Below are 14,433 nucleotides of genomic sequence, written 5' to 3'. Positions count from 1 at the left end.
GCAGCTCCTTGGTTGCTTGCGACACGGCGCTGAGGAAGGCGTCGTTCTCGGCGGGGGTGCCGGCGGTGACGCGCAGCCGGCCGGGCACGCCGTTGTCGCGGATCAGCACGCCCTGGTCGAGGATCGCCTGCCACACCGCGTGGGTGTCGGCGAAGCGACCGAACTGGATGAAGTTGGCGTCGGAGTCGGTCACGTCGAGGCCCAGTTCGCGCAGCGCGAGCACCACCCGGTCGCGCTCGGCCTTCAGCTGTGCCACGTAGCCGAGCAGCGTGTCGGTGTGCTCCAGGCAGGCGAGCGCGGTGGCCTGGGTGACGGCCGACAGGTGGTAGGGCAGCCGGACCAGCTGGACGGCGTCCACCACGGCCGGGTCGGCGGCGAGGTAGCCGAGCCGCAGCCCGGCCGCGCCGAACGCCTTCGACATGGTGCGGCTGATCACCAGGTGGGGGCGGCCTTCGAGCAGCGGCAGCAGCGAGGCGCGGTGCGAGAACTCGACGTACGCCTCGTCGACCACCACCATGCTCGGCCCGGCGGCCTGCGCGGCCTCGTACAGCGCGAGCACGGTCTCGGCCGCGACGGCGGTGCCGGTCGGGTTGTTCGGCGAGCAGACGAACACCACGTTCGGACGCAGCTCGGCGATCGCGGCGCGGGCGGCGTCCAGGTCGATGGTGAAGTCGGCGTTGCGCGGGCCGGAGACCCACTCGGTGCCGGTGCCGCGGGCGATCAGGGCGTGCATCGAGTACGAGGGTTCGAAGCCGATCGCGGTGCGGCCGGGCCCGCCGAAGGTCTGCAGCAGCTGCTGGAGCACCTCGTTGGAGCCGTTGGCGGCCCAGACCTGCTCGGTGCCGACGGCGTACCCGGTGGTGTCGCTCAGGTACGTCGCCAGGCCGGTGCGCAGCTCGACCGCGTCCCGGTCCGGGTAGCGGTTGAGGTGGCGGGCGGCCTCGGCGACCCGCTCGGCGATCCGGGCCACCAGCGGCTCGGGCAGCGGGTACGGGTTCTCGTTGGTGTTGAGCTGGACGGGGACGTCCAACTGCGGTGCGCCGTAGGGCGATTGGCCGCGCAGCTCGTCGCGGACGGGGAGGTCGTCGATCTTCGTCACGTGCCGGGAACCGTCCAGTCGAATCGAGCCTTCACAGCGTCGCCGTGACCGGGCAGGTCCTCGGCCTCGGACAGGTTGACCACGTGCGCGGCGATCCCGGCCAGCGCCTCGCGGTCGTACTCGACGACCTGGACGCCGCGCAGGAAGGTCTGCACGGACAGGCCGGAGGAGTGGCAGGCGCAGCCGCCGGTGGGGAGCACGTGGTTGGAACCGGCCGCGTAGTCGCCCAGCGAGACGGGCGTGTAGCGGCCGAGGAAGATCGCGCCCGCGTTGCGGACCCGCTCGGAGACGGCGTGCGGCTCGGCGGTCTGGATCTCCAGGTGCTCGGCGGCGTAGGCGTTGACCACGGCCAGGCCCTGCTCCAGGCCGTCGACCAGGATGATGCCGGACTGCGGGCCGCCCAGCGCCTCGGCCACCCGCTCGCTGTGCCTGGTCCGGGCGACCTGGGTCTTCAGCTCGGCCTCGACGGCGTCGGCCAGCAGCGGGGAGGCGGTGACCAGCACCGAGCCGGAGGTCGGGCCGTGCTCGGCCTGGCTGATCAGGTCGGCGGCGACCTCGGCGGCGTCCGCCGTGTCGTCGGCGAGCACCATGATCTCGGTCGGACCGGCCTCCGAGTCGATGCCGATCCGGCCCGCGAACAGGCGCTTGGCGGCGGCGACGTAGATGTTGCCGGGGCCGGTGACCAGGTTGACGGGCGCGCACTCCTCGGTGCCGAGCGCGAACATCGCCACCGCCTGGGCGCCGCCGACCGCGTACACCTCGTCCACGCCGAGCAGCGCGCAGGCCGCCAGGATGGTCGGGTGGACCCGGCCGCCGAACGCCTTCTGCGGCGGCGAGGTGACGGCGATGCCGGCCACCCCGGCCTCCTGGGCGGGCACCACGTTCATCACCACGGAGGACGGGTAGACCGCGAGGCCGCCGGGCACGTACAGGCCGACCCGGTCGACCGGCACCCAGCGCTGGGTGACGGTACCGCCGGGCACCACCCGGGTGGTGTGGCCGACCCGGCGCTGGTCGCCGTGCACGGCGCGGGCCCGGCGGATCGACTCCTCCAGCGCGGCGCGGACCTTCGGGTCCAGCTGCTCCAGCGCCTCGGCGAGCTGCTCGGCCGGGACGCGGGTCGACTCCAGCCGGACGCCGTCGAAGCGCTCGGTGATCTCGATCAGCGCCGCGACCCCGCGATGGCGGACGTCCTCCGCGATCGGCCGCACCTTCTCCAGGGCGGCCTCGACGTCGAACTCGGCACGGGGCAGCACGTCTCGCGGGTCCGTGGAGGAGCCGCGGAGGTCGATTCGAGAGATCACAGCGCCAAGTGTAAGGAGTGGTGAAAAGCGGCAGCCGGGCATTTCAGTCCGTGATACGAAAGGTGAGACGGATTCAAGATCATCATGGGGGAACGGTGGAGCAGGCTCCGGACGACTGGACCGAGACCGAGCGCGGCCTCTGGGAGGCGTTCCGCAACGGCGAGGTCTACGACCTGCGCAGCGAGCGCCCGCTCCCCCGGGCCGGGCTCTACCTGCCCGCACCGGCCGGGGAGGCCGTCCGCCCCGACGGCGCGGCGGAGGGCCCGGACGACCCGTTCGCCGACGAGCCCTGGGACGCCGGGCGCACCGTCCGGGCCGAGGTGATCTCCCGGCTGCTGCTGGCCGGCCCGCCGCCCCGCCCCGGCAAGGTCGCCTCGCTGAAGCTGACCGGCGCCGAGATCACCGGGCCGCTCCGGCTGGCCGGCGGCCGGATCGACAGCTACGTGGAGTTCCAGCTCTGCCGCTTCGACCGCAAACTGCTGATCTCCGAGGCCGCGATCGGCACCCTGCGGCTGGTCTCCTGCCGCCTCCCCCGGATCGAGGCCTCCCGGCTGGCCAGCGAGGGCGACGTGCACCTCGCCCGCTGCGGCATACGCGACGGCATCCGGCTCACCGACGCCCGGATCGGCACCGACCTGCTGCTCAACCAGAGCGCCGTCGGCCCCGACCTGTACGGCCGGGCGATCTCCGCCGACGGGCTCACCGTCAACCAGGACGTCGAGGCCGAACGCCTGGAGCTCCAGGGCGAGTTGAGCCTCCGCTCGGCCCGGATCGGCGGCCGCCTCGCGCTCCGCGGCGCCCAGCTGCACGCCGCCCCCGGCAACCCCAACGCGCTGGACGCCGCCCGGATCAGCATCGGCCACACCCTGTACCTGGCCAGCTCCGAGGACGCCGACTGGACCGCCTCGCGCTCGGTCTACGGCTCCGGCTACGGCGCGCCCGCGGCCACCGTCGTCGACCGCCGGAACGTCGTCTACACCCCGTTCCGCTCCTGGGGCCGGGTCCGGCTCTCCGACGCCCGCTTCGAGAACGCCTGCCTGATCTCGCTCGCCGAGTTCCACCTCGGCCCCGGCGAGGAGCTCTCGCTCAGCCGCATCCAGTCCCCCGAGCTCCGCTTCACCTGCGAGGTCCCGCCGACCGGGGCGGTCTCGCTCAGCCGGGCCCGGGTCGGCAACCTGATCGACGCTCCGGGCAGCTGGCCCACCGACCACCACGTCTCGCTCACCGGCTTCACCTACGAGGCGCTCCGCCCCGCCGAGCCCTTCCCGCTGGAGCGCCGGATCGCCTGGGTCGACTCCGGCCGGGAGTTCCGGCCCGAGGCGTACGAGCAGCTCGCCGCCGCGCTGCGCCGGGACGGCGCCGACGAGGACGCCCGCAGCGTGCTGCACGCCAAGCAGCGCCGCCGCCGGCACACCCTCCCGCTGCCCGGCCGGATCTGGGGCCACCTCCAGGACGTCGCCATCGGCTACGGCTACCGGCCCGGCCGGGCCGCCGCCTGGCTGGTGCTCGCCTGGGCGCTCGGCACCGCGTACTTCGCCGCGCACCCGCCGGCCCCGCTCAAGGCCGACGAGGTCCCCACCTGGAGCGCCCCGCTGTACGCCGCCAGCAAGGTGCTGCCGCTGGTCGACCTCGGCCAGTCCGGCTGGAACCCGGACACCCACGGCCAGTGGGTCGCCGCCGCCCTGGTGCTCACCGGCTGGGTGCTCGCCACCACCGCCGTCGCCGGCGCCACCCGCCTGCTCCAGCGCGGCTGACCGCCCCCGCCACGGCCCTCGCCGCCGCTCCCGGGCCGGGAACCCCGGCGCGGCGGCGGCCCGCAGCCAACTACGCTGTCCGCCGTGACTGATCGGCTCCCGCTCTTCCCGCTGAACACGGTCCTCTTTCCGGGCCTGGTGCTGCCCCTGCACGTCTTCGAGGAGCGCTACCGCCGCCTGGTCGCCGACCTGCGGGAACTGCCCGAGGACGCGCCGCGCCGGTTCGGCGTGGTCGCCATCCGGGACGGCCGCGAGGTCGCGCCGGTCCGCGAGCGCGAGGAACCGGCCGGCCCGCTGGACGGCCTCGGCGCGCCCGGCGGCGACCCGCTCGACGCCCTCCACCCGGTCGGCTGCGTCGCCGACGTCGCCTCCGTCCAGGAGCAGCCCGAAGGCCACTACGAACTCCTGGTCACCGGCACCACCCGGTTCCGGCTGCGCTCCGTGGACGCCACCGGCCCCTACCTGGTCGGCGAGGTGTCCGTGCTGACCGAGCGGCCCGGCGAGGGCTCCGGCGCGCTCTCGGCCGGCGTCGAACGGGCCTTCCGCACCTACCAGAAGCGGCTGGCCGGGGCCCGCGAGGCCACCCTCGCCACCGAACAGCAGCTGCCCGACGACCCGCAGGTGCTCTCCTACCTGGTCGCGGCCGCCGCCTCGCTGCCCACCCACGTCAAGCAGGAGCTGCTCGCCAGCCCCGACACCGCGCAGCGCCTCGCCCGCGAGCTCGAACTGCTGCGGCACGAGAGCGCCGTCATCGCCCGGCTGCCCTCGCTGCCCGCCGCCGACCTCACCCGCCAGGCGTTCAGCCCGAACTGAGGACCCACCGCCCCATGGCCAGGAAGAAGACCGCCGGCGGCACCCCCGCCACCGTCGCCCTCGACACCGCCGGCGTCCCGTTCACCGTGCACGAGTACACCCACGACCCGGCCGCCGCCTCCTACGGCACCGAGGCCGCCGAGGTGCTGGGCGTCGACCCGGGCCGGGTGTTCAAAACCCTGCTCGCCGAGGCCGACGGCGCGCTCGCCGTCGCCGTCGTCCCGGTCTCCGGCCGGCTCGACCTCAAGGCGCTGGCCGGCGCGCTCGGCGCGAAGCGCGCCGCGATGGCCGACCCGGCCGCCGCCGAGCGCTCCACCGGCTACGTGCTGGGCGGCATCTCCCCGCTCGGCCAGCGCAAGCGGCTGCGCACCGTCGTCGACCGCACCCTGCACGACTGGCCCACCGTCTACGTCTCGGCCGGCCGCCGCGGCCTGGAGGTGGAGCTCGCCCCCGCCGCACTGGTCCGGCTCACGGCGGCCGTCACCGCCCCGATCTCCCGGGACTGACCCGGGCGGCGCCGGTGCTTCAGCCGCGGTCCGCCGGGAACTGCGGGGACTGCGGCGGCTGCGGGGGCTGCGGCGCCTGCGGGGGCATCGCCCAGTACGGCGGGCGGTCGGGCTCGCGCTTGCCGAAGGTCGCGGAGAGGGCGAGCAGCGCGATCATCGCCGTCATCGGCCAGACCAGCAGCGCGCCGTGCGCGGAGAGCTCCAGCGGCCCGTCGAACCGGCCGCCGTCGCCGACCGCGAGGGCGTGCGCCCGCAGGTCGGCGGTCGGGCCGAGCCGGATGCCGAGCTGCCAGCCCCCGAGGGAGCCGAGCAGGCCGCCCAGGGCCAGGCCGACCGCGACGGCGATGCCGCCGCCGCGGGCCCGGGTCCAGAGGAAGGCGGCGAGGGCGGTGACGAGCCCGAGGGCCAGGCCGAGGGTGGCGAAGACGCCGACCGCGCCGATCAGCTCCTCGCCCTCGGGGTCGCGGTACAGGATCCGGTTGCCCGAGACCTGGTACCCGATCCGGGGGGCGAGCCAGAGCCACAGCAGGCCGAGCACACCGCCGAGGAGCACCCCGACGGCGGTGATGATCGCGCCGATCCGCAACTCGGGCCCGAGCGGCGTCCGCTCGGGGAGGGAGGGCTGCTGCGACGGGTGCGGCGGGGCCGCGAACGGGTCAGGCCCGGGCGTGCTACCCGCAGGTGTGTTCGGTACGGTCACGTCCCCATCGTTTCACGTCGGAACCCTCACCTGTCGATGCCGTCACGCGAACCCCCGGAGCGGGAGCGCCCCGCCCCCGTCCCCCGGTCCCGGAGCGGGAGCGCTTCAGCGGGTGGCCCGCCGGTAGGCCCAGGTGGCGAGGGTGAGCGAGACCAGGCCGACGGCCGCGCAGACGCCGAGGTCGAGGGCGACCAGGCCCCAGTCGGGGCGGGGGGCGAAGGTGCGGGCGAAGGCGTCGACGCCGTAGCTGGAGGGCAACAGGTCGCGCAGCCACTGGACGGGCTCGGGGAGCCGGGCGGCGGGCAGGACGCCGAGCAGCAGGGCCGCGGACATGCCGAGCTGTCCGGCGAGGGTGGCGAGCTCCGGCCGGGGGGCGAGCAGCCCGAGCGCGGCGCCGAGCCCGGCCAGCGCGGCGCCGGCCGGCGGGACGACGGCGAGCAGGACCCAGAGCCGGCCGAGCGGCAGGTCGAACATCCAGCCGCCGAGGCCGGCCGTGACCAGCGCGCCGGGCACGGTGAAGGAGGCGTACGCGGCGGCGGTGCCGAGCACCACCGAGGCGGGCGGCACCGGCAGCGTGGCGTAGTGGTCGAGCCCGCCGGTGGCGCGGAGCCGGCCGAAGTACTGGGCGAGCAGGTTGAGCGCGACGAAGGCGACCACCAGGACGGCGGAGCCCGCCACCACGGCGTGCGCGGACGGGTTGTCGCCGGGGTCGACGACGCCGCGCATCATCACCAGGATGCCGACGGACTGGAAGGTGGCGACGAACAGCAGCGGGATCCGGGAGACCCGGGCCCGGGCCAGCTGGGCCCGGTAGACGGCGGCCAGCGCGGGCAGCAGCCGGGCGGCGGGGGCCAGCGGGGCGGGGCCGGTGGTGAGCGCCGGGGTGTCGAGCAGGGTCATCGGGCGAGTCCTCCGTGCCGGCCGCCGAGCCGAAGGTAGGCGTCCTCCAGGGTGGGGGTGGCGAGGGTGAAGTCGTCGAGCGCGGCGAAGGCCGGTCCGGTGGTGACGGCGGCGACCAGGTCGCGGGCCTCGTCGGGGGTGGTGCGCAGGGTCCAGCGGCGGCCGGTGCGCTCGGCGCGTTCGGCGAGCTCGGCCACGGCGGGGACGGTCAGCGGGGCCTCGGTGCGCCACACCAGGTCGAGCCGGACGTGCCCGTCGACCAGGGCCTTCAGCCCGCCGGGGGTGTCGCAGGCGATCACCTTGCCGTTGTCGACGACGGCGACCCGGTCGAGGACGGTCTCGGCCTCGATGACGTTGTGGGTGACCAGCAGCACGGTGGTGCCGCGTTCGGCGCGGCGGCGGTCGACGGCGTCCCAGACGGCGCGCCGGGCGACCGGGTCCATGCCGGTGGTGGGCTCGTCCAGGACCAGCAGCGGGCGTTCGCCGACCAGGACGGCGGCGAAGCAGGCGAGGCGGCGCTGGCCGCCGGAGAGCTTGGCGAGCGGGCGGTGCGCGAGCGCTTCGAGGCCGAGCTCGGTGATCACCGCGGCGCTCTCGGCCCGGGCGGCGGCCCGGCCGAGGCCGCGCAGCCGTCCGGTGGTCTCGGCGGCGAGGGCGACGGTGAGCTCGTCGAGGGCGCTGGACTCCTGGCCGAGGTAGCCGAGCAGCCGGGCGGCCCGTTCGGGGTGCCGGACGATGTCGTGGCCGAGCAGGTCGATCCGGCCGGCGTCGGGGCGGAGCAGCCCGGTGAGCTGGCGGACCAGGGTGGACTTGCCCGCGCCGTTGGGCCCGAGCAGCCCGAACACCTCGCCGCGCCGGACGGCGAGGTCGATGCCGTCGTTGGCCCGGACCACCGTGGCGCCCGTCCGGTAGGTCTTGACCAGGCCGCTGACCGTGCAGCAGCCCTGAGGTGCCTTGCTCACGACGGAAGACTCTACGCGCCGTAAGGGACGTTCCGGACACGCGGGGGCGGCTCGGACGGCCGGCCCCGGCTCCCGGCGGCGCTCAGGCGTCCTCGGGCAGGGCGGGCGGCTGCCGGGCGTCGGGGACCCGGGCGGCCAGCTCCTTCCAGAAGCCCTCCCGGATGGCGTACCTGTCCTGCTCGTCGATCTGGTCCTCCTTGTGCGCGAGCAGGCCGAACCGGGCGGCGTAGCGCAGCAGTTCGCCGTCCAGGCGGTGCGGGATGCGCGGGTGGTCGGTCCACAGCAGGGCCGGGTGCCCGTCGGCGGGGAGGCGGTCGAGCCAGCGGCGGGCGAACACCTGGCCGACCTCCTGCGGGTCGCCGCCGACGCTGGTGATGTCCTCCTCGCGGTCGGCCCAGCGCTGGGCGGAGGTGGTGAGCCGGTCCAGGGTGGGCAGCGCGTCGGCGGCGGTGGCGGTGTCGGCCCGGTGGTCGACCCAGCCGCGGTCGGAGGACCAGCGCAGCACCGGCCCGCCGGTGGCGGTGCCGGGGCCGGCGGGCACGGTGGCGGCCCGGCCGGCCAGGTCCTTCGGGGTGGGAATGACCCGGAGCGGGGCGGTGCGGGCGGCGGGCGCGGGCGGGGCGGGCACCGGGCGGGGGCGCGGCGCGGCGACCGGCAGCACGGCGACCGCGGCGGGCGGCGGGGCCAGCACGGCGACGGGGGCCACCGGCAGGGCGACGGGCGCGGCGGCCTCCCGCGGGCGGGCCCAGCGCTCGATCCAGGCGCGGTCCAGCACCCGGCGCTCGTCGGCCTCGCCGACCAGTTCCTCGGACTGGTTGAAGTCCCCGTCGGCGGCCTCCAGCGCCCACAGGTGCAGGGCCACCCCGTGCTCCTTGGCGGAGGCGACGCCGGGCAGCAGGTCGCCGTCGCCGGTGACCAGCACGACGTCGGCGCAGGCGTGGTTGCGGGCGAGTTCGCTGAGCTCGGCGTGCATGGCGGCGTCGACGCCCTTCTGCACCCAGCGGCCCTCGGCCCGGGTGAGCGCGCCGAGCCGGACGGTGACCCGGGGCAGGACGCGCAGGCGGCGGTGCTCGGGGGCGGGGCGGCGGTCGACGGCGGCGTCGAACCAGTAGATCCGCAGCAGCGGGAGGCCGGTCTCCTCCTCGGCGCGTTCGCGCAGCGCGCTGATCAGCACCGGGTGGTCCACGGCGATCCGGGACCGGCCGGGTTCGCCCGCGAGCAGGCTGGCGGCCGCTCCCAGCAGGTAGCCCGCGTCGACCAGGACGACACAGCGGTCCATCTCCGGAACCTCCTCCTCGGCCCGGCCCCGGCGGTGGGGGCGCCGCGCGGCGGTCCGGCGGCCGTTGGGCACACCTTTCCCCCGCGTTCGCCCGGCGAACCGCGCCCGGGGGTCCCGCGCCCGGGGGTCCCGCGGCCGCGGGACCCCCGGCGGCTCAGCCGGCGGTGGGGTGGCCGTCGCCGGTGATCGCGGTGCCGATGTGGTAGGCGGCGACGGAGCGCTCGCCGGAGGCGGTGATGGTGATCGAACCGGGGGCATGAGCGGGCAGCAACTCGGTGATGGCGCGCCGCAGTTCGGGGTCCTCCAGCAGGGCCAGCTTGAACTGGAGGCGGAGCGCGGCGGCAGCGTCCTGGTCGCCGGGGAGCTGGACGGCGTGGTCGACGGCGGTCTCCAGCGCGGCGGCCCGGTCGGGGCGGCGGCGCAGCACGGTCTGCAGCAGGCGGCGGCCGAGGTTCGCGGTGGCGTCGGCGGCGGCGTCCTCCGCCCGGGTGAGCACGGCCGCGCCGTAGGCGCCGACGGCGGCGGTGAGGTACGGGCCGGCCTGTTCGACCAGCTGGACGATTTCGGTGCTCATGCTGCTGCCCCCAACTCGACGTTTTTTCGCGTGATGTGACGGAGCGTAGAGCAATGCGGGGCACGGGGTCCGGCGCGAGGGGTGGGCCGGTCGGTATGGTCGCCCGCGCGTGCAGGTGACTGCCCGTGCTGCGGCCCTGCCGACGGCCTTCTTCCGCCTCGCGCCGTTCCCCGCGCCCCTGGTCGCACACTGGCGCGCAGGAATCCCCGCGCCCCTGGTTCCGCAGTTCTAGCCGCGCAGCTCGTCCGCGACCAGTTCGGCGATCTGGACGGCGTTGAGGGCCGCGCCCTTGCGGAGGTTGTCGTTGGAGAGGAACAGCGACAGCCCGTGGTCGACCGTCTCGTCGGCGCGGATGCGGCCGACGTAGCTCGGGTCCTGGCCGGCGGCCTGGAGCGGGGTGGGGATGTCGGTGAGGACGACGCCGGGGGCACCGGTGAGCAGTTCGGTGGCGCGCTCGGGGGTGAGCGGGCGGGCGAAGCGGGCGTTGACCTGGAGCGAGTGGCCGGTGAAGACCGGGACCCGGACGCAGGTGCCGGAGACCTTGAGCCCGGGGATGCCGAGGATCTTGCGGCTCTCGTGGCGGAGCTTCTGCTCCTCGTCGGTCTCGTTGCTGCCGTCCTCGACGAGCGACCCGGCGAGCGGGACGACGTTGAAGGCGATCGGGCGCCGGTAGACGCCGGGCGCGGGGTACTCGACGGCGGCGCCGTCGTGGACCAGCGCGGTCGCGCCGTCGACGACCTTGCGGGCCTGCTCGTGCAGTTCGGAGACGCCGGCCAGGCCGGAGCCGGAGACCGCCTGGTAGGTGGCGACCACCAGGGCGACCAGCTCGGACTCCTCGTGCAGCGGGCGCAGCACCGGCATCGCGGCCATCGTGGTGCAGTTGGGGTTGGCGATGATGCCCTTGGGGCGGTCGGCGATCGCGTCGGGGTTGACCTCGGCGACGACCAGCGGGACCTCGGGGTCGCGGCGCCAGGCGGAGGAGTTGTCGATGACGACGGCTCCGGCGGCGGCGACCTTGGGGGCGAGGGCCTTGGAGGTGCTGCCGCCCGCCGAGAAGATCACGATGTCGAGGCCGCTGTAGTCGGCCGTGGCGGCGTCCTCGACGGCGACCTCGGTGTCCTTCCAGGGCAGGGTGCGCCCCGCCGAGCGGGCCGAGGCGAACAGCCGCAGCTGGTCCACCGGGAACTGGCGCTCCGCCAGGATCTCGCGGACCACGCCGCCGACCTGGCCGGTGGCTCCTACGATGCCGATCCTCATCCGTCTCCTCCTCCTACCGGTTCTGCTCACTCATCATGCCTTGTCAGAGCGGGTTTTCGCGGAGCCGTCCCAAAGCGTGAACGCTTGCCGTCCAGCTCGACAAGCCCTCCTGCCGGGGCGCCCCGGAACGGGAAATCCTGCGTGCGGGTCAGCCGTGCGCGAGCAGGGGCAGCCGGACGGCGGGGGTGGGGATCCGGCCGTCGCGGTGCAGCAGGGCCTTGAGCGCGGTGGGGTTGGGTCCGGCGAAGGCGGCCCGGGAGACCTCGGCGAGTTCGGCGCCGAGCTTGCGGGCGAGCGCGGCGTCGCCGTCCTGCCAGGCCCGGTGCAGGGCGACGAAGCGGGCGGTCTCCAGGTGGGCGGAGGCCAGGACGCCGCCGTCGGCACCCATCGCCAGCAGCGGGGAGAGGAAGAGGTCGTCGCCGGCCAGCACGCCGCGCGGCTCGGCGGCGAGCAGGGCGACGGTCTCCTCGTCGATGCCGCCGGGCGCGTACTTGACGCCCGCGACGCCGGGGGTGGCCAGCAGGTCGAGCAGGGTGGCGGCGCCGAGCGGCTGCCCGGTGCGGTAGGGGATGTGGTAGATCACCAGCGGCACGGGCGCGTGCGCGGCGAGGGCCCGGAAGTGGGCGAGGACGCCGGCCTCGCCGGGGCGGACGAAGGCGGGGACGGCGACCAGCGCGGCGTCGGCCCGGCCGTCGAGCGCGGCCAGCGCCTCGGCGGTGCGGGCGGTGCCGCCGTGGCCGGCGCCGACGGTGAGGACGGCGCCGTGCTCGGTGGTGACGCGGCGGCAGAGCTCGATCACGGCGTCCTGCTCGGCGGTGCTCAGCGAGCCGGGTTCGCCGGTGGTGCCGAGGGCGACCAGGCCGGCCGCGCCGGCCTCCAGGCTGTCGCGGGCGAGCCGTTCCAGGGCGTCGAGGGCGACGGCGCCGTCGGCGGTGAAGGGCGTGACCAGCGGGACGTGGATGCCGTGGAGTTCCATGCGGGAAGCCTGCCGGGCGGCGACCGTGCGGGTCCAGTTCACGTTTCCGATGCTTCTCGTAAGCTGGGCCGATGCTCGATGTGCGACGACTGCGGCTGCTGCGCGAACTGGCCCACCACGGGACGATCGCGGCGGTGGCGGAGGCCCTGGCGTTCAGTCCTTCGGCGGTGTCCCAGCAGCTGTCGGTGCTGGAGCGGGAGGCGGGGGTGCCGCTGCTGGAGCGGACCGGGCGGCGGGTGGCGCTGACCCCGGCGGGGCGGAACCTGGTCCGGCACACCGAGGCGGTGCTGGAGCTGCTGGAACGGGCGGACGCCGAACTGGCGCACGCCCGGCGGGGGTTGGCCGGTCCGCTGCGGATCGGCGCCTATCCGTCGGCGGTCCGGGCGCTGGTGCCGGCGGCGCTGGCCGAGCTGGCGTCCCGGCACCCGGCGCTGGAGGCGATGGTGAGCGAGGTGGACCCGGCGGCGGTGGCGGGGGCGCTGCGCGCGGGCGAGCTGGACGTGGCGCTGGTGCACGAGTACGACCTGGTGCCGGCCGAGCCGGAGCCGGGGATCGCGCTGACCGGGCCGGTGTTCGCCGAGCCGATGTACCTGGCGGCCCGGGGCGCGGGCGTCCCGGCCGACCACCGGGACGGCCCGTGGATCACCGCCCCGGCCGGGACGCTCTGCCACGCGATGACGCTGCGGGTCTGCCAGGCCGCCGGTTTCGCCCCGCGGGTCCGGCACCGGGTGGACGACTTCGCGGCCCAGCTGGCGCTGGTGGCGGTGGGCCAGGGGGTGGCGCTGGTCCCGCAGTTGGGGGCCGAGCCGTGCCCGCCGGGGGTGGTGCTGACCCGGCTGCCGGTGCACCGCCGGACCAGGACGGCGTTCCGGGCGGGCGGCGCGGCGCACCCGGCGGTGGCGGCGTTCGCGGCGGCCCTGCACGCGGTGGTCCCGGCCGGGCTGCGGGCGTCCTGAGCGAAAACCCGTACCCCCGGGGACGGTTGGCGCCCGGCTCGGTAGCCTTCGGCCATGCATGATTCGAACGAGCAGACGGAGCAGCCCGGCCGGTTCGGGGCGGACGCCACCGTGGAGGTGGTCGCCGAGCGGATCGGCGGGGTGCGCACGGCGTACGCGCCGGACCACGACGGCGACCCGGACCCGGGCGAGATCGTCTGGACCTGGGTGCCGTACGAGGAGAACGACGGGCGCGGCAAGGACCGGCCGGTGCTGGTGGTGGCCCGGGAGGCGGGCGGTTCGCTGCTGACGGTGATGCTGTCCAGCAAGGGCCACGACCACGACGCGGACTGGGTGCCGCTGGGCGCGGGCCCGTGGGACCGCAGCGGGCGGGACTCCTGGGTGGCCCTGGACCGGGTGTTCCGGGTGCACGACGGCGGGATGCGGCGCGAGGCGTGCGCCCTGGACCGGGCCCGTTTCCAGCTGGTGGTCGACTCGTTGAAGCGCCGTTACCAATGGCACTGAGTAACGATTGTCGGATCGTCTTCCGTAGTTCACCCGATTCCGGGTACAACGGCAGCAGCATTCCCAACAGTTGACCTGGAGTCGGCAGCATGAGCAGCAACACCCCTCCTGGCTACGGGCCGCAGGATCCGTACCAGAAGCCGCAGGACCCCAACCCGTACGGCCAGCAGCCGCCGGCCTCGGGTTACGGCCAGCCGCAGCCCGGATACGGTGAGCAGCCCGGTTACGGTCAGCAGGGCTACGGTCAGCAGCCGGGCTACGGCCAGCCCGGCTACGACCAGCAGCAGCCGGGCTACGGTCAGCAGCCCTACGGCCAGCCGGGCTACGCGGCCCCGCAGGGCCAGCTGCCGGGCTGGATCGCCCCGACCCCGCCGCCCGGCGTGCCGCCGACCCCGGGCACCCGCACCCTGGCCACCCCGGTGGACCGCTTCGTGGCCCGCCTGATCGACGGCATCATCATCATGATCGTCGCGGTCGCGATCTCCTCCGTCACCTTCGGCGTGGGCAGCTTCGGCTACTGGTTCCTGGTCGCGCTGCTCTACGTGGTCTACGACGGCGTCCTGATGACCACCCAGCACTGCCAGACCGTCGGCAAGAAGGCCATGAAGCTGCGGGTGGTCAGCGTCGCCACCGGTGCCCGCCCGACCGACAACGAGCTGTGGACCCGGGCCGGCGTCTGGGGCGGCCCGTACATCATCCCGTTCGTCGGCGGTCTGATCGTGCTGGTCAACGGCCTCTCCCAGCTGTGGGACAAGCCGCTCCAGCAGACCTTCCACGACAAGGCCGCCAAGACCGTCGTGGTCAAGGAGAACTGAGCCCGCGCGGCGCGAGGGGCCCCGGCGGAGTCAC

At 75.4% G+C, this 14,433-nt stretch carries 14 protein-coding genes and 1 pseudogene; 6 read left to right on the top strand and 9 right to left on the bottom strand.

The window, feature by feature from the left end:
• Nucleotides 1-4 precede the first annotated feature (4 nt).
• Nucleotides 5-1,099, bottom strand: a pseudogene (locus tag ACIOHG_RS06665) (histidinol-phosphate transaminase); the annotation flags it as partial.
• Nucleotides 1,096-2,403 carry a histidinol dehydrogenase gene (gene hisD, locus ACIOHG_RS06660; protein ID WP_400946139.1) on the bottom strand — a complete coding sequence of 436 codons (1,308 nt, stop codon included), beginning with the start codon at nucleotides 2,401-2,403 and terminating at the stop codon, nucleotides 1,096-1,098. The gene hisD and the pseudogene ACIOHG_RS06665, both read right to left, overlap by 4 nt.
• Before the next feature lie 95 nt (nucleotides 2,404-2,498).
• Here hisD and ACIOHG_RS06655 point away from each other — a divergent pair, with 95 nt between their 5' ends.
• The 3 genes from ACIOHG_RS06655 (at nucleotide 2,499) to ybaK (ending at nucleotide 5,476) form a co-directional block, all read left to right on the top strand.
• The gene (locus ACIOHG_RS06655) at nucleotides 2,499-4,157 is read left to right on the top strand and encodes an oxidoreductase (protein WP_400946137.1); all 1,659 of its coding nucleotides are present in this window, start codon (nucleotides 2,499-2,501) and stop codon (nucleotides 4,155-4,157) included.
• Between the two features lie 84 nt (nucleotides 4,158-4,241).
• The gene (locus tag ACIOHG_RS06650) at nucleotides 4,242-4,970 is read left to right on the top strand and encodes an LON peptidase substrate-binding domain-containing protein (RefSeq protein ID WP_400946134.1); all 729 of its coding nucleotides are present in this window, start codon (nucleotides 4,242-4,244) and stop codon (nucleotides 4,968-4,970) included.
• Between the two features lie 14 nt (nucleotides 4,971-4,984).
• Entirely contained in the window at nucleotides 4,985-5,476 is a 492-nt protein-coding gene (ybaK, locus tag ACIOHG_RS06645) for a Cys-tRNA(Pro) deacylase (RefSeq protein WP_400946132.1), read from the top strand.
• 19 nt (nucleotides 5,477-5,495) lie between these two features.
• Here ybaK and ACIOHG_RS06640 read toward each other — a convergent pair whose 3' ends face one another.
• From ACIOHG_RS06640 to ACIOHG_RS06610, 7 genes are all read right to left on the bottom strand, one after another.
• Nucleotides 5,496-6,176 carry a DUF2567 domain-containing protein gene (locus tag ACIOHG_RS06640; protein ID WP_400946129.1) on the bottom strand — a complete coding sequence of 227 codons (681 nt, stop codon included), beginning with the start codon at nucleotides 6,174-6,176 and terminating at the stop codon, nucleotides 5,496-5,498.
• 105 nt (nucleotides 6,177-6,281) lie between these two features.
• Entirely contained in the window at nucleotides 6,282-7,076 is a 795-nt protein-coding gene (locus ACIOHG_RS06635) for an ABC transporter permease (protein ID WP_400946127.1), read from the bottom strand.
• Nucleotides 7,073-8,038 carry an ABC transporter ATP-binding protein gene (locus tag ACIOHG_RS06630; RefSeq protein ID WP_400946125.1) on the bottom strand — a complete coding sequence of 322 codons (966 nt, stop codon included), beginning with the start codon at nucleotides 8,036-8,038 and terminating at the stop codon, nucleotides 7,073-7,075. Before ACIOHG_RS06630 ends, ACIOHG_RS06635 begins: the two co-directional genes overlap by 4 nt.
• A gap of 82 nt (nucleotides 8,039-8,120) precedes the next feature.
• Nucleotides 8,121-9,317 carry an NYN domain-containing protein gene (locus ACIOHG_RS06625; RefSeq protein WP_400946123.1) on the bottom strand — a complete coding sequence of 399 codons (1,197 nt, stop codon included), beginning with the start codon at nucleotides 9,315-9,317 and terminating at the stop codon, nucleotides 8,121-8,123.
• Between the two features lie 154 nt (nucleotides 9,318-9,471).
• Nucleotides 9,472-9,891, bottom strand: coding sequence for a hypothetical protein (locus tag ACIOHG_RS06620; RefSeq protein ID WP_400946121.1), 420 nt, complete (start codon nucleotides 9,889-9,891; stop codon nucleotides 9,472-9,474).
• Nucleotides 9,892-10,119: 228 nt separating this feature from the next.
• On the bottom strand, nucleotides 10,120-11,148 hold the full coding sequence (locus ACIOHG_RS06615; RefSeq protein WP_400946119.1) for an aspartate-semialdehyde dehydrogenase: 1,029 nt from the start codon (nucleotides 11,146-11,148) through the stop codon (nucleotides 10,120-10,122).
• 148 nt (nucleotides 11,149-11,296) lie between these two features.
• Nucleotides 11,297-12,166 (bottom strand): dihydrodipicolinate synthase family protein, encoded by an 870-nt coding sequence (locus tag ACIOHG_RS06610; RefSeq protein ID WP_400946116.1) that lies wholly within the window; start codon nucleotides 12,164-12,166, stop codon nucleotides 11,297-11,299.
• A 29-nt stretch (nucleotides 12,167-12,195) separates the two neighbouring features.
• Here ACIOHG_RS06610 and ACIOHG_RS06605 point away from each other — a divergent pair, with 29 nt between their 5' ends.
• The 3 genes from ACIOHG_RS06605 (at nucleotide 12,196) to ACIOHG_RS06595 (ending at nucleotide 14,399) form a co-directional block, all read left to right on the top strand.
• Nucleotides 12,196-13,080 carry a LysR substrate-binding domain-containing protein gene (locus tag ACIOHG_RS06605; RefSeq protein WP_400946114.1) on the top strand — a complete coding sequence of 295 codons (885 nt, stop codon included), beginning with the start codon at nucleotides 12,196-12,198 and terminating at the stop codon, nucleotides 13,078-13,080.
• Between the two features lie 54 nt (nucleotides 13,081-13,134).
• Nucleotides 13,135-13,584 carry a type II toxin-antitoxin system PemK/MazF family toxin gene (locus ACIOHG_RS06600; protein ID WP_400946112.1) on the top strand — a complete coding sequence of 150 codons (450 nt, stop codon included), beginning with the start codon at nucleotides 13,135-13,137 and terminating at the stop codon, nucleotides 13,582-13,584.
• Nucleotides 13,585-13,673: 89 nt separating this feature from the next.
• A complete protein-coding gene (locus ACIOHG_RS06595) occupies nucleotides 13,674-14,399 on the top strand; it encodes an RDD family protein (protein ID WP_400946110.1) in 726 nt (241 codons plus the stop codon).
• Nucleotides 14,400-14,433: the final 34 nt, after the last annotated feature.

Origin of the sequence: Kitasatospora sp. NPDC088134, assembly GCF_044741705.1 — a bacterium.
Taxonomy (GTDB): domain Bacteria; phylum Actinomycetota; class Actinomycetes; order Streptomycetales; family Streptomycetaceae; genus Kitasatospora.
The sequence above is the reverse complement of the archived record's forward strand: the minus strand, read 5'-3'. Positions and strand labels throughout refer to the sequence as shown.

What these genes read in the sequence shown, in the direction of transcription:
- ybaK (WP_400946132.1), top strand. Translation starts at nt 4,985, where the DNA reads ATGGCCAGGAAGAAGACCGCCGGCGGCACCCCCGCCACCGTCGCCCTC.
- ACIOHG_RS06635 (WP_400946127.1), bottom strand. Translation starts at nt 7,076, where the DNA reads ATGACCCTGCTCGACACCCCGGCGCTCACCACCGGCCCCGCCCCGCTG.
- ACIOHG_RS06625 (WP_400946123.1), bottom strand. Translation starts at nt 9,317, where the DNA reads ATGGACCGCTGTGTCGTCCTGGTCGACGCGGGCTACCTGCTGGGAGCG.
- ACIOHG_RS06620 (WP_400946121.1), bottom strand. Translation starts at nt 9,891, where the DNA reads ATGAGCACCGAAATCGTCCAGCTGGTCGAACAGGCCGGCCCGTACCTC.
- ACIOHG_RS06615 (WP_400946119.1), bottom strand. Translation starts at nt 11,148, where the DNA reads ATGAGGATCGGCATCGTAGGAGCCACCGGCCAGGTCGGCGGCGTGGTC.
- ACIOHG_RS06605 (WP_400946114.1), top strand. Translation starts at nt 12,196, where the DNA reads ATGCTCGATGTGCGACGACTGCGGCTGCTGCGCGAACTGGCCCACCAC.
- ACIOHG_RS06600 (WP_400946112.1), top strand. Translation starts at nt 13,135, where the DNA reads ATGCATGATTCGAACGAGCAGACGGAGCAGCCCGGCCGGTTCGGGGCG.
- ACIOHG_RS06595 (WP_400946110.1), top strand. Translation starts at nt 13,674, where the DNA reads ATGAGCAGCAACACCCCTCCTGGCTACGGGCCGCAGGATCCGTACCAG.